The 13,313-nt window shown below is 52.1% G+C and carries 12 protein-coding genes; 3 read left to right on the top strand and 9 right to left on the bottom strand.

Features of this window, described 5'->3' with window-relative positions; translation table 11 throughout:
- Positions 1 to 5: 5 nt before the first annotated feature.
- The 3 genes from carB to sfsA form a co-directional block, all read right to left on the bottom strand.
- A complete protein-coding gene (carB, locus tag RE469_02865) occupies positions 6 to 3,182 on the bottom strand; it encodes a carbamoyl-phosphate synthase (glutamine-hydrolyzing) large subunit (GenBank protein WMT45145.1) in 3,177 nt (1,058 codons plus the stop codon).
- A complete protein-coding gene (carA, locus tag RE469_02860) occupies positions 3,179 to 4,231 on the bottom strand; it encodes a glutamine-hydrolyzing carbamoyl-phosphate synthase small subunit (protein ID WMT45144.1) in 1,053 nt (350 codons plus the stop codon). Before carA ends, carB begins: the two co-directional genes overlap by 4 nt.
- 134 nt (positions 4,232 to 4,365) lie before the next feature.
- A complete protein-coding gene (gene sfsA, locus RE469_02855; protein WMT45143.1) occupies positions 4,366 to 5,076 on the bottom strand; it encodes a DNA/RNA nuclease SfsA in 711 nt (236 codons plus the stop codon).
- Between the two features lie 57 nt (positions 5,077 to 5,133).
- Here sfsA and RE469_02850 point away from each other — a divergent pair, with 57 nt between their 5' ends.
- Complete coding sequence (locus tag RE469_02850; protein WMT45142.1) at positions 5,134 to 5,478, top strand: DsrE family protein; 345 nt, start codon at positions 5,134 to 5,136, stop codon at positions 5,476 to 5,478.
- A 6-nt stretch (positions 5,479 to 5,484) separates the two neighbouring features.
- Here the strand turns inward: RE469_02850 and RE469_02845 are convergent, their stop codons facing one another.
- Positions 5,485 to 6,669, bottom strand: a complete 1,185-nt coding sequence (locus RE469_02845) for a glycine C-acetyltransferase (protein ID WMT45141.1) — start codon at positions 6,667 to 6,669, stop codon at positions 5,485 to 5,487.
- A gap of 109 nt (positions 6,670 to 6,778) precedes the next feature.
- Here RE469_02845 and RE469_02840 point away from each other — a divergent pair, with 109 nt between their 5' ends.
- Positions 6,779 to 7,363 carry a hypothetical protein gene (locus tag RE469_02840; protein ID WMT45140.1) on the top strand — a complete coding sequence of 195 codons (585 nt, stop codon included), beginning with the start codon at positions 6,779 to 6,781 and terminating at the stop codon, positions 7,361 to 7,363.
- 6 nt (positions 7,364 to 7,369) lie between these two features.
- Here the strand turns inward: RE469_02840 and RE469_02835 are convergent, their stop codons facing one another.
- Both RE469_02835 and RE469_02830 read right to left on the bottom strand, forming a co-directional pair.
- A complete protein-coding gene (locus RE469_02835) occupies positions 7,370 to 9,775 on the bottom strand; it encodes a glycoside hydrolase family 15 protein (GenBank protein ID WMT45139.1) in 2,406 nt (801 codons plus the stop codon).
- A gap of 87 nt (positions 9,776 to 9,862) precedes the next feature.
- Positions 9,863 to 10,048 carry a hypothetical protein gene (locus tag RE469_02830; protein ID WMT45138.1) on the bottom strand — a complete coding sequence of 62 codons (186 nt, stop codon included), beginning with the start codon at positions 10,046 to 10,048 and terminating at the stop codon, positions 9,863 to 9,865.
- Positions 10,049 to 10,163: 115 nt separating this feature from the next.
- Between RE469_02830 and RE469_02825 the strand changes: the two genes are divergently transcribed.
- Positions 10,164 to 11,540, top strand: a complete 1,377-nt coding sequence (locus tag RE469_02825) for an MFS transporter (protein WMT45137.1) — start codon at positions 10,164 to 10,166, stop codon at positions 11,538 to 11,540.
- 6 nt (positions 11,541 to 11,546) lie between these two features.
- Here the strand turns inward: RE469_02825 and sepF are convergent, their stop codons facing one another.
- The 3 genes from sepF to RE469_02810 are packed head-to-tail and all read right to left on the bottom strand — an operon-like array spanning position 11,547 to position 13,272.
- Positions 11,547 to 11,918 carry a cell division protein SepF gene (gene sepF / locus RE469_02820; protein WMT45136.1) on the bottom strand — a complete coding sequence of 124 codons (372 nt, stop codon included), beginning with the start codon at positions 11,916 to 11,918 and terminating at the stop codon, positions 11,547 to 11,549.
- 47 nt (positions 11,919 to 11,965) lie between these two features.
- Entirely contained in the window at positions 11,966 to 12,550 is a 585-nt protein-coding gene (locus RE469_02815) for a DUF998 domain-containing protein (protein ID WMT45135.1), read from the bottom strand.
- 56 nt (positions 12,551 to 12,606) lie between these two features.
- Positions 12,607 to 13,272 carry a glycosyltransferase family 2 protein gene (locus tag RE469_02810; protein WMT45134.1) on the bottom strand — a complete coding sequence of 222 codons (666 nt, stop codon included), beginning with the start codon at positions 13,270 to 13,272 and terminating at the stop codon, positions 12,607 to 12,609.
- Between the last annotated feature and the right edge of the window lie 41 nt (positions 13,273 to 13,313).

Below are 13,313 nucleotides of genomic sequence, written 5' to 3'. Positions count from 1 at the left end.
CTGCATCACCAGTATTCCCCTATTTCCAGATATTCCGGCTTTGATTCCGCCTCAAGTGCCCTGGCAAGGCTCTCAGCCAGCCTGAGGTTTGTTATGAGTGGTATGTTGCTCCTGATTGCTATCTTCCTTATCTCATTACCGTCCCTGATTGCCCCGGACCGCATGTTGGGCGTGTTGATTATGATGACAGGCTTCTGGGAAGCAATGAATTCATCAATGCCAGGCTTCCTGAGATCCTCAATCTTGAATACTGTGCCCGCAGCGATTCCGTTTTCCTCAAGATATTTCCGTGTCCCAGGCGTGGCATATATGGAGAAGCCCCTGCCTGCAAGTGATCTTGCTACCGGCACAAGCGCCGGCTTGTCCCTGTCGCTGACCGAGACCAGCACTTTCCCCCCATGGGGTATGCTTATCCTCATGAGCTTCAGGGCCTTTTCCATGGCTTCCTCAAGGGTCTTTCCGGCACTCATCCCCTCACCGGTGGATTTCATCTCCGGTCCAAGCACCGCATCAAGGTCCAGGAAACGGTTGAATGGAAATGCGGGAACCTTGACGAAATACGAGGATGGATTTCCCGGGTCTTCATGTATCCTGTGGCCCGTCATGGCGGAGATTCCGATTCCGATCCAGTCTCTGCCAGTGGCCTTGCTGACGAATGGAAGAGACCTGGAAGCACGGGCGTTGAGTTCTATTATGTAAATCCTGTCATCCTTCACTGCCAGCTGCAGGTTGGAGAAACCCCTGAGAGAGAATCTTTCCGTGAACTTCCTGACAAGTGAAGTTATCCTGGACGCAATTTCCGGTGACGGAATGCCGGGCCCCATGACCATTGTTGCATCTCCGGAATGGGTTCCGGCCTCCTCTATGTGAACGCATATTCCTGCTATGACTGAATTTCTGCCATCCGACACGAAGTCAACATCAATCTCCGTGGCGTCCTCAACGTACCTGCTCAGCAGTATGGGATACTGTGGCCGCTCGTTGAGCAGATCCGAGATTCTCCGGAACAGGTCATCCCTGTCATTGACAATGTCCATGGCCCTCCCGCCTATTATGAAACTGCTCCTCACTATGAGGGGGAGCCTGACCCTCTCCATGGCCTCCACCGCCTGCTGTATGTTTGAAATGGTGACAAATTCTGGCTGCAGCATTCCCATGGCATCCAGCGATTCGGCAAACTTCTTCCTGTCCTCAATCTCATCTATGCTGTCCGGCATTGTTCCCATGAAGATGCTTGCACCGAAGATCTTCTCAAGATCTGAGGCAAGATTCTGGCCCGTCTGGCCTGAAAACTGTATTATGATCCTGCATGGCTGCTCCCTCATGATGACGTTGCTGATATGCTCCAGATCAAGAGGCTCAAAGTAGAGGGAATCCGATATGTCGAAATCTGTGGATACGGTTTCGGGATTGCTGTTCACCATAACTGTCCTGTAGCCCATGCGCCTCAGCTCAAGGACGGCCTTCACCGCCCCATAATCGAACTCCAGCCCCTGAGAGATGCGGTTCGGTCCAGATCCAATGACAACAACCGTGCCCCTGTTCTTTTTCGCCTGGAACTTCTCATCCTCACTTTCATAAGTTGAGTACAGGTATGGGGTCTGGGTCTCGAATTCACCGGAGCATGTGTCTATGGCCTTGAATACTGGAAGGATGCCGGATGTTATCCTGTCCATTATTATGTCCGTCTCCCTGATGCCTGTGAATACAGTTATGTTACTGTCAGGAATGCCAAGCCTCTTGAGCATGGCCATGTCCTCCGGCACGGTGCCCCTGCTGATTGCCCCAAGGGCCCGGGTAATGTTTACCATCTTTGCTATGAAATACTCCGGATAACCGCTGATCCTGCTCACATGGGATATGTCCCAGTTCCTGAAAAGCGCCTCAAATATTGCGAAGAGCCTCAGGTCTGACGGAACCGATATGAGAGAGGAAAGTTTTGCATCATCAACACCAAGCCTGAGCTTCCTTGATTCCGGTGTATCCAGTGAGGCAACAGCCTTCATGAGGGCTTCCTCAAATGTCCTGCCGATTCCCATGACCTCCCCGATGGATTTCATCTGGACCCCGATTCTCCGGTCCACGTCAAACTTGTCAAATGGCCATCTGGGTATCTTCACGGTTATGTAGTCCAGCGACGGCTCGTATGCCGCATATGTATTCCGGGTTATGGGGTTCCTGATCTCCGGCAGATTGTAGCCAACGGCAATTTTGCTGGAAGTCCTTGCTATGGGGTACCCGCTTGCCTTGGACGCAAGGGCGGATGATCTTGATGTTCTGGGGTTCACCTCAACAATATAGTACCTGTTTGTGCTGGAATCAAGGGCAAACTGGATGTTGCATGCTCCCCTTATTTCAAGTGAAGAGATGACCCGTATGGCAGAATCCCTGAGCATGTGGTACTGTATGTCGCTGAGCGTCTGCGACGGCGTGACCACAATGCTCTCGCCGGTGTGGACGCCCATTGGGTCAAGGTTCTCCATGTTGCATATGGTGATGCAGTTCCCGGCATTATCCCTGATGACCTCGTACTCTATCTCCTTCAGCCCCTCAAGGGATTTCTCCAGCTCCAGGGTTTCTTCGGGATATATGCTGAAGTATTCCTGGCAGATCTTCTCAAGCTCCTGGCGGTCCCTGATGATCCTTCCCCCTGAACCTCCAAGGGAGAAGGAAGTCCTGACTATGAGGGGATAGAAGTCAATTGACTGGAGTGAAGATTCATAACTATCTTTCCTGAGCCTTGCAGACGGCGCAACAGGTTCTCCTATGCTGATCATGAGCTCATGGAACTTTTCCCGATCCTCCGCAATCTCAATGGATTCAGCGGAAGTCCCCAGCACCCTGATGCCGGTCCTTTCAAGGAAACCCCTCTTCTTCAGTGAAAGGGCCATGTTGAGGGCAGTCTGGCCTCCCATGGACGGAAGTATTGAATCCACGTTCTCCCGCAGGGCAATAGTCTCAACGGCTTCTGGAGTAAGCGGCTCTATGTATACCCGATCAGCAATCTCATGGTCGGTCTGGATTGTTGCGGGGTTTGAGTTCACGAGAACAACCTGGATTCCTTCCTCCCTGAGTGAAAGACAGGCCTGGGAACCTGCATAGTCGAATTCGGCAGCCTGCCCTATGACCACGGGGCCTGACCCTATTACAAGAACCTTCCTGATGGTGACGTCCCTGCTCATTGCAGCGCCTCCATGTCTGCCAGGATCTCCTGGAAGAACACACGGGCATCATGCGGCCCCGGAGAGGCCTCCGGGTGGTACTGCACAGAGAAAACATGGAGATCCCGGTGCTTTATCTTCTCAACTGTGCCGTCGTTTATATCCCTCTGAATGACCTGCAGGGGCGTTCCGGCAAGGGAAGCCTCATCCACCGCATAACCATGGTTGTGCGTGGTTATCATCACGTGAGTTCCGTCGCCAACAGCATGATTTGATCCCCTGTGCCCGAACTTCATCTTGGTTGTCCTGCCGCCAAAGGCCTGGGAGATGATCTGGTGGCCCAGGCACACGCCGTATACCGGCATGCTCTCAGATGCACGGCGAACGAAGTCAACAACGCCTGAAAGTGACGGATGTGACGGGTCTCCAGGACCGTTTGAAAGGAAGACCGCATCATATTCTCCTGCCATCATCTCCAGATCAGCATCATACGGGACAACCAGGAGGCTGCCAACTGCTGACATCTCCCTTACCAGGCTTCTCTTTGCTCCAAGATCTACAAAGAGGATATTGTGGCCGCTCCTGCCAGGAACATGGTATTGGGTCCTGCAGGTCACCAGCGATACAAGATCCGCATCCATGGGATCCGGGAATGCCCTTGCTGTTGAAGGAGAATTGCTCATGTGGCACCTCAATGTACCTCCTTCCCTGATCTTCCTCACCAGCTGTCTTGTGTCAACAAGATCAATGCCTGGAACTCCCTTGGCCCTGAGGTATTCCTGGAAATGATCCCAGCTGGAATCCGATCTGAGCACTGAATGGGCATCCCTTGTCACTATGCCGGCCACCTGCCCCTGGCCGCTCTCCTCAGAACCCATGGATATATCATAGTTCCCTATGGTTGGGCTGGCAAAGACAAGTATCTGGTTCCTGTATGACGGGTCGGTTATGGATTCAAGGTATCCGGTCATTGACGTGGTGAAAACAAGCTCCCCGTAGGATTCCCCATCATGCCCGAATCCTTCTCCCTCAATGACGGTCCCGTCCTGAAAGACGAGATACCGCTTCATATGGCCACGCCCACCCACATGGAATAATTCACAAATTCAAAAAATCCAGAGATTGTTGATGCATTTACAAATTTCAATGTCTTTCGAGGTTGTGAATTGGAAGGTGACATAAAATGATTTTCATAGGGCCAGTGTCAGTGGATCCTGTCCCCATGTTCATCAAGCACAGGAATCCCGCCGCAGTACGTGACTCGCGATCCATCAAAGGCGAACTTCAGCACCCTGACGGGCATTCCGGCATCCAGGCATCGGTAGAACTCCCGGGAGAAATCCGGATCGGTACGGGAATTGGGCATGAAAGCCGTTGCATACCTGCGAAACATGAGCACCATGAGTTCAACCCCGTATCCCTGCAGCATGAGCTGCTGCAGCAGCCTGAGATGATCGCGCCCCCTTGTGGTTGGGGCATCCGGAAATACGGCTATTCCGTTTTCCAGCAGAGTTCCGCCCTTAACCTCAAGATATGTGTCGCCATACATGAAGTCGATCCTGTGGTTCCCTACCCTGACCTCGCTCCTCACATCCGGCGGAAGGAAATGCCTTGCAATGGGATGGTGGAATCTTGTGTCGGTGATCACCCACTGGCTTCCAGCCCTGGCCGCCGTCACAGAGTATCCGGTCTTTGCCCCTGCCTGTGGCCTGATGAGGACGGTGTTGCCGGGATAGATAAGCTCCCTGAGCCTGCCGGGGTCATGGAGGTGGCACCTGATCTCCTCCTTTCCATTATGCGCAACCACAAGGAACCTGTTTGGCCTATCAATGATCCTGGCCTCTGCCATGGGAAAATCCATGTCCATGACAACAGTGCCAGCAGGGATATCATTGAAAATTGCAGTGTTGGTCAACACCATCCTGACTGCAATGAGGAATAAAGTTTTTGCATCATGTCCTTATGGCAATCAATGGCAGATGGCGCACTCATTATAATTTCGTCAGGCAAAGAGGCTGTTGACAAGGCAATGACCGGAATGATGTATGCATACAACGCGTTGAAGTATGGATGGCTTCCGGATGTGCAGGTGGTGTTTTTTGGCCCCAGCGAGGAGCTCATAATATCGGACAATCCCGAGGTCAGGGCAATGCTGGAGAAACTCATGGGCCAGGGTGTAAAGCCTTTCGCCTGCTCTGCAATTGCAAAGGGCAGTGGCCTGGAGGCCGGTTTGATGCAGATTGGAATGGACGTTCTCCCTGTTGGCCCGCTTATCAGTTCCTATATAAAAAAGGGTTATGCCACCCTGACTTTCTGAGGCGGCTTATTCTATTATTGCCAGTTCCCTGCCGGCACTTGTGAATGCCTCAACGGCATAGTCCAGATCCTTCCTGCTGTGCAGTGCAGACGGCATGAGTCTTATCCTGGCGGTGCCTGCCGGTACGGTGGGGTAGACAATGGGGGAGGCAAATATCCCGTGTGCCGCATAGAGTTTCTCGCTCAGTTGGAGGGTTTTCTTCTCATCACCCACCATCACCGGTGTTATTGGGGTCTTGCTGTGGCCAAGGTCAAATCCAGCTTCACTGAGGTTTTTCTTCAGGTAGTCTGAATTGCTCCACAGCTTCTTCAGAAGGCTGTCGTCCCTCTCCAGTATCTCTATGGATTTCAGGACAGCTGCAGCATCGCCGGGATTGAGGCCGCTGCTGAACAGGAATGGCCTGGACTTCCTCTTCAGGTACTCCACCAGGTATTCAGGGCCTGCCACAAATCCGCCCATGGAACCGATGGCCTTGGAGAATGTACCCATCTCTATGTCTATTTTGTCTGAAACCTTGAAATAATCCGCTATCCCCCTTCCATGGTCTCCAAGCACGCCTTCCCCATGGGCATCATCCACGTAGCTCATTGCACCATACTTGATGGCCAGGTCAACAAGCTCAGGAACAGGGGCAATATCGCCATCCATGCTGAAAACCCCGTCGGTGATTATGAGTTTTCTGGATGAGGATGATGCATTTTCTCTCAGGTTCTTCTCCAGGTCAGCCATGTTCATGTGCTTGTACACTATTCTTCTGGCAGAACTCAGCCTGACACCATCAATTATGCTGGCATGGTTCAGTTCCTCGCTGAATACGAGATCATCCTTTCCCACAATGGCCGGTATGGTGCCGGAATTTGCCAGGAGTCCTCCCTGGTAGACCAGGGAAGCTTCCATGTGCTTGAACTTCGCAACCTTCTCCTCCAGCTTGATATCTATCTCATTTGTGCCTGCTATGGATCTCACGGCTCCCGCTCCCACTCCATATTCCTCTATGGCCTCAATGGCAGCCTTTTTCACCTCAGGGTGGTTGGCAAGCCCAAGGTAGTTGTTTGAGCACATGTTCAGGAAGTCCTTCCCTGAAATCCTGACCCATGCCCCCTGTGGCCCCTCAAGAACCTTGATGGGCACAAATCTGCCGGCGCTCTTCATGGATTCAATCTCGCCCTTTATCCAGTCCAGTGATCCCATAATTGTCACCAGATCATGGCTAAAATAGTATTAAGCATGTCCATACATGGCTGAATTCTCGCCGGACCCGTAACAAAATTATAATACTGTGATTGCGTATTTATATCATATGGCAGATTTAATCGTTTCCGGAAATCTCAAGCTGAAAAACCTTGCACAGGTCACGTGGAGCTGGTATGACAAGTCCTCCGGCACAGTGATGTGGACCTTCAGGAATCCGTCAGCCAGGGTGCAGAGCATAATCCTCTTCAGGTCAGGATACTATTTCGGCAACGCCTACTGGCCCATATACCTTGCAAACCAGAATTTCAATGTCAGGTGGGGAAAGAATGATCCCCTGGTGAATCTGGGTTCCCAGCAGAATTCTCCGCCCCTGGGCGTTGTGAATTTCAACTCCAGGAAGCTTGTATGCTTCATTTTCACACTGAATCCAGGCCAGGACTGGTCAATGCTCGAGGGGGGCTTCCAGGGCACTGAACCGGAGTCCGTCAAGAGTGTGCCAGTCTCATACGAGGGTACGGCAGATTTCTGCATAACCTATGACAAGAACCAGGTGAATGACTGGGATCTGCAGACAGGAACAGGGCTGAAGGGATACCTTCCTAACCCCAGCACCTTCAGCACTGCATATTACGGGTGCAGGGACGAATACTACCAGCTTTTCAACGATGTCATAACAGCAGGTAAATGCTGAAACGCATCAGGCCTTCCCGTGATCTGCCATGATCCTGACGCTGTAGTCCATGCCCTCCCATGTGGCACTGTCCTTCCAGAAGAAGGTGAATGTCACAGTATCTCCAGCCTTCATTTCGGATGTGGGCAGGTCAGTGTAGAACTGGTTCAGGCATGAATGGTCTGTATCCTGATCCACTATTGTTTTCCAGCCATCGCCGGACCAGTGTATGGTGGCAATTGCATGCACCTGTATTCTCAGTGTCCTTCCCTCCTCAAGCCATGTGAACTTGTTGCTGAATGCCCAGATTGACAGGGTGCTCCTGTTGCTGCCCTCGAGGTAGCGCAGCCTGGTTACTTCCGGCATGTCGTATATCCTGCCGTCGTGTATGGATCGTCCCAGCTTCAGGTACTCTGCATGCGCCCATACCAGCGGCATGGCAGAACCCGAGGGCTTGCCGTTGAACAGTCCCTTTCCAGGTATGTCGGGGGCGTCCCATACCTGCTCCGGCAGCATTCCTCCGCTGCTTGTCATCTTCTCCATTGCGGCCATCAGCTTCTGAGCTTCCTCACGCCGGCCTGCAGCAAGCTCATAATGTGCGCGTTCTCCCACAAGCAGAGGCCATCCCCTGCCCTTCCCGGTGCCGTTGAATGGGGTCCCGTCATCATGCTCGCCATAGCCGTCGTAATTGTACCTGTGCCATACGGGGCCAGATCTGGTATCGGTGCGGAGAATCCCGTCCATCACCCTGATTGTGTTCAGTATTCTAGGATCGCCTGGAGACCTCAGCCCGAACCTCACAAGTGCCAGGGCATCGGTGCTGACAATTTCCTCCGCCGGGACATCAGACTGGCCAACAGGCCTGTTCTTGATGGGAACATATCCAAGGAGCGCCGAGGAAGCAAAACGCATGCCCCGGTCGGGAGGCGCAATCCTCACGTAGTAGCCATCAACGCCGAACCTTCTGGAAACGTCAGTGCCCGTGGCATATGTCCACCTTTCAATATTTGAGTTTATTGAATCGGCGGTTTCCCTCAGGAATGCTGCAGTATCAGCTTCCCCGTTGAATTCCGCGAATTCTGCCGCGGACAGCAGGGCCGCCACCTCAACGGCAATTGTGAATGGGGAGTATCCGCCATCCTCCTCCCACCTGTCCTCCTGGGTGCACGGGCCGCTCCTGACAAGGAACTCTGCTGCCTTCCTGACCATGGGCCAGGCATTATGCATGTCTATCTTCTCGAGCTTCCATAGCTTGTGTGCAAGCAGCACGGGAAAGGCGGTTTCATCTATCTGTATACCCTCCCAGTACCTTCCGCCGTCAAGCCACATGTTCTGCTGCCAGTGCCCGTCGTCCTCCTGTGTAACAAGAAGGAACCGCAGGGCTGATATTGCTCCGTCTATGTCTCCCACTGCAATCTGGGCTTCGGCAGCCTCCACCATGTCACGAGGCCATATGAGGTGGTATCCGCCTATGTCGTTGTCGCCCTTGGAATTGCCCCATGGTATGGAAAGGCTTGCAATGAGGGCACCGGGAAACTGGTCCTTGGCCTGGTGGGATTTCACCACTGTTATGCTCCTCTCATCAAGGGCATTGTTCCATTCCTTGGCGTACTGCTTCCCCAGGTATGCATGGTAGGAGGACCACTGGGATGTGAACTTCCTGAGCACATCCCTGTAATCCTTCATCCTTGTGCTTCTTGCCTTAAGTGCGGCCTCATCTGCTGTGTTGCCGAATCCCAGGTAGAATGTGAACTCTCCGGATTCAGGCACCTCCACTTCAGCAGTTATTGCCACATTTCCGTTGTCAGCACGATGGAACTCCCATGTCATCTTCCTGTTCCTGCTGATGTCCTGCCATCCATCGGAGAATCCGGAGAAGCCGCAGCTCATCCTGCTGTGCGGAACATCTATGCACGCTGCCATGAATATGGAACCGCGCATGGCGTACATCATGGGTACGCCCTTGTAATCTCCAATCCACGCTGTATTCCCGTTTCCCATGTTGCCGATGTGCGGTGCCATGAGCGAATATATGCTCATCCTGCCGGACTGCTTTCCGGAGGGTGTGAATTTAACATGCTCCACCAGGACATCCGCATCCGGATCAGTGAAAACGGTTTTCGTTATCCTGAACCTGCCGTTCCTGGCAGAATTTTCAACAACAAAGGCCGGTACCCCGGGCTTGTATGGTCGTATCCTGTGTATGGTGTCCCTCCTCTCCTCGGCAAAGAAGTCGTCCCCTGCCACAAGGAACTGGTGATCCCTGAGGTCTGCCGTATCTATCCTTGGAAAGTAAACCTCATTCACGATGCCGTGTGACAGGGTGAACCATATCCTGCTGTGTGATGAAATTGCAGTTCCCACGCCGTCCTTTGAACTTGATGTCCACCTGGGCTCTATGCCAGGCGAACCGAATGCCTCGCCGTTATCCATGAAGTCGCATGCCCTTTCCGGTTAAAAGGCTTGCCGGAACCCTGGATGCCTGATTCCATATTGCAAGCTCCGTTCAGGTCAACAGTGTTACTGGCCTTTGGGCCTTGATTGCTTTGCCTGCGCTGCCGGTTTGCTCTCCACTGTGCGTGCAGCCAAACCTTTCCCGTGGTGGCCCTGGTGTGCAGAATCCAGCAACCTGCAGGAAGAGGAATTGAGAGCAAGCAGAATCTCAAGGCCACGTGCTGCCAGCCTGTCAAAGCATTTTCCAGACATGATACTGCCATGAGCTTTTACCTCATAACTCTTGCTCATGGCCCATTGCCAGAGAAGCAATGCGAAATGAAGTAATTTCCTTCCAAATAAAAATATAAATCGTCAGACACTACCTGTGAGAGTAAGGGATGCAATGAACGATCTGCAGGGAAACCACATAATTCTTGGCACCAGATCAAGAAAATTCTCCTCAAGCGGCCATGCCTGGTTCATAAGCTACCTTCTCTCAAACGTGTCTGGCGGTCTGACATCTCCCTTGATTCCGCTGTTCGTTGTCATATATTTACATTACAGCGTGGTATACGTGGGGATAATATCCTCACTTTCCTCCGCCGCAAGCGTGCCGGCACTGATTTTCTGGGGCAACCTCTCGGATATCCTGAAGAAAAGGAAGGTCTTCATCGTCATAGGATTTGCAGGGTCGTTCCTTTCCCTGCTTCTCATACTGATCACCCACACCATAGGTATGTACATAGCTACGCTTGTGGTGTACCAGATCATAGCAATGGCCAGCACCCCGGTTGCAACCCTTCTAATACTGGAGAGCACAGTTGAGAAGAAATGGCCCAACGTCATGTCCAGCTTCAATACCATATCATACATCGGACTTGTTGCCGGATTGGCAGCGGGCACCATTATCCTGAACATATTCGGCCACGGGGGGCCGGCAATCCTCCCCATGCTGTATTTCTACTCTGCCATAGTGTACCTGGCTGCAGCACTGAGCGCAATATTCCTCCTGCCCGAACCTGCCAGGAAGCTTGACAGGAACGCGGGCAAGCTGAACCGCGTGGCATCATTCAGGATGGTTGAGAGAATACGCTATTTCCCATCCAGTGTCATACACATAATATCACTCCGCCAGGGCAACGGCAGGAAACTTTCATCCAGGACCAGGACGTACATATTCTACACATGCATGCTCATGTTCGGCTTCCAGCTCTTCTTCGTGCCATTCCCTGTCTTCCTCATAGACAGGCTGGGCGGGACTGAGACGGAGATATTCATAATGTACCTGCTCAACAACATCGCCTCCCTGCTTGCCTTCAGGATCAGCGGAAAGACGGTTGAAAGAGCCGGCCTGGGAAAGACCATGTCAATGGCAATATTCTCGAGGGTCTCCATCCTTGCCTTTTCCACGATTCTGGGATTATGGCTGGTTCACATCTCTGGAAGCCTGTGGATCGGCGTGGCATGTTACTCAATCATGGGATTCTTCTGGAGCTTCATAAGCATCAGCTGGGTCACATCAATTTCAAAGCTTGCCATACCTGAGAACAGGGGGAAGGCCATTGGATATTACAACTCATTCCTTGGTATAGGGCAGATAGGCGGTGGCCTGGCATCCGGTTTCATTTCAGGAATTTTCGGGTACCCTGCCGACTTCCTTGTGGCCATGTTTGCAGTGCTCATTGGCGGGATATTCCTGGTCAGGTTCCAGAAAAACATGGATCCTTATATGAATCCGGGACAGCAGGTACCGGCATCATGACACTGGCTAGAGAGCCCTGATCCTCTGCCTGTCTATGGCTATTCCGGGAGGAGTGACCACAAAATATGTGCCGTTTGAGCCCACACCGGCCACATCGCCGTTCACGTCCCTCACTATCCTCTTGATCTCGTCCTTGATTCTGGTCATAAGGTACTCTTCCCTGGAAACCGGGGAGCAGTCCAGAATGAGGATGTTCCCCTCATAGATGAAAGGGCTGATCTTCCTGATGTCCTCAAACCTTGCGATCTCAGCCACCCTTACCATTCCCCTGGTCTCGTCCTTGAGCTCTGGAAACTTGTATTCATTCAGGTCTATGAATTTCCTGGTTCCTGGTTTTTCGTTTTCTTCCCTGGAGTTCTTCCTCTTTAGGATGGCCATGGAAAGTAATTATCAAGGCAGTTCTAATAATTTTGCCTGACGCAGATTCAATGCGCTGGAACTGCTGTTTTTCCCTTGGACATGCGGAATCTTATCATCATGACGGCCCACAGGGCTATTGCGCATGTCCCGAATGTTTCAAGTTCCGCGCTTGATGGCCAGCTTATCCCGAAGCCCGCTCCCGTTGCTACTGCTGCAAGGAGCAGTATGTAGCCTCCCCTGGAGAGGCTCTCAATGGACATTCCCATTCCCCATGTTATGATGGCGATATCGGCAATGATGAAGAACCAGAGGCTGACAAAATCGTGGGGATAGGTGCCTCCATGATAGATGCCTATGAGCGCCAGGAAAAGTGCCGCCATCATGAAGAAGGAGCTGCCTGCTGATTCAATTTTGTTGCGTGACCACAGCAGAAGCCCGCAGGCAAATATGAAAAGCAGGACTGCGGTAAACATCAGCCCCACGTTGTAGACCCACGGAAAGTTTGATCCAGGTGACCCAAGCTGGCTCAGGGCGCCGGTGAAGAAGTCAAAACCGGGATTCAGGAGCATTGCAGCAGCTATCCATGCGAAGGCAGCCACAATTGCTGCAATTCCAGACAGCATGAGCTTGCCGGAGAGGTCTTCTTTCAACACAGTGAAAACAGCTGAATCGGGTATAAGAGGTTTACTTTCATAACAGATTCCGGTCACGAGTTGCCGTTGACCCTCTTGACGAAAACATAGAACAGGTTTGAGAAGCCGTCGTGCCAGGTCTTCAGCTTGGGCTTGGTTATCCTGATGCCATATCTTATGGGGACCTCTATGAACTGACCGAGCCTGATGGCCTCAATCTTTATGTCCTGGGAGAATGACATGCCGTTGCTGAGGTTCCTCATCTGCCTGTAAAGGCCGCTCCTGAAAATCCACATGCCGCTCTGGGAATCCTTAAGGCTGGTCTTGAAGAGGAGGCCGATGCTCTTGGTGAGTATGCTGTTTCCCACGAAGTGCAGCGTGGTATAGCTTTTGCTGGTCCTGAGGGTTATCCTGTCGCATGAGATGAAGTCCACTTCGTCATATATGAGCAGATCAATGAGTGGCCCCACAACGTTTGTTGGATATGTTCCATCACCATCCAGGCAGACCACAATATCTCCGGTGATCCTGTCGAGCCCGGTCTTGTATGCCCTTCCATAGCCTTTTCTGGGCTCCTCTATGACAAGTGCGCCCTTCTCCCTTGCTATCTCGCGGGTCCGGTCAGTCGAATTGGTGTCAACAACTATTATTTCTACATCGCCGAGCTTGCGTAGGCCGTCTATGACTTCGCCTATTGTGTGTTCCTCATTTATGGTAGGTATAACTGCACTGATTTTCAACTCAAACCGACTCCATGCCGAAACTCGATGTCTCCAAATTG

Source organism: Cuniculiplasma divulgatum, assembly GCA_031200235.1.
Lineage (GTDB): Archaea > Thermoplasmatota > Thermoplasmata > Thermoplasmatales > Thermoplasmataceae > UBA509.
This window is presented reverse-complemented; position numbering and strand designations above follow the sequence as displayed.

Bases quoted from the DNA above. Each gene is read 5' to 3' on its own strand.
- RE469_02845 (WMT45141.1), bottom strand. From the start codon at position 6,669: ATGGGATCACTGGACTGGATAAAGGGCGAGATTGAATCCATGAAGAGC.
- sepF (WMT45136.1), bottom strand. From the start codon at position 11,918: ATGGCCATCCTAAAGAGGAAGAACTCCAGGGAAGAAAACGAAAAACCA.
- RE469_02835 (WMT45139.1), bottom strand. From the start codon at position 9,775: ATGGATAACGGCGAGGCATTCGGTTCGCCTGGCATAGAGCCCAGGTGG.
- carA (WMT45144.1), bottom strand. From the start codon at position 4,231: ATGAAGCGGTATCTCGTCTTTCAGGACGGGACCGTCATTGAGGGAGAA.
- carB (WMT45145.1), bottom strand. From the start codon at position 3,182: ATGAGCAGGGACGTCACCATCAGGAAGGTTCTTGTAATAGGGTCAGGC.
- RE469_02850 (WMT45142.1), top strand. From the start codon at position 5,134: ATGGCAGATGGCGCACTCATTATAATTTCGTCAGGCAAAGAGGCTGTT.
- RE469_02840 (WMT45140.1), top strand. From the start codon at position 6,779: ATGGCAGATTTAATCGTTTCCGGAAATCTCAAGCTGAAAAACCTTGCA.
- RE469_02830 (WMT45138.1), bottom strand. From the start codon at position 10,048: ATGTCTGGAAAATGCTTTGACAGGCTGGCAGCACGTGGCCTTGAGATT.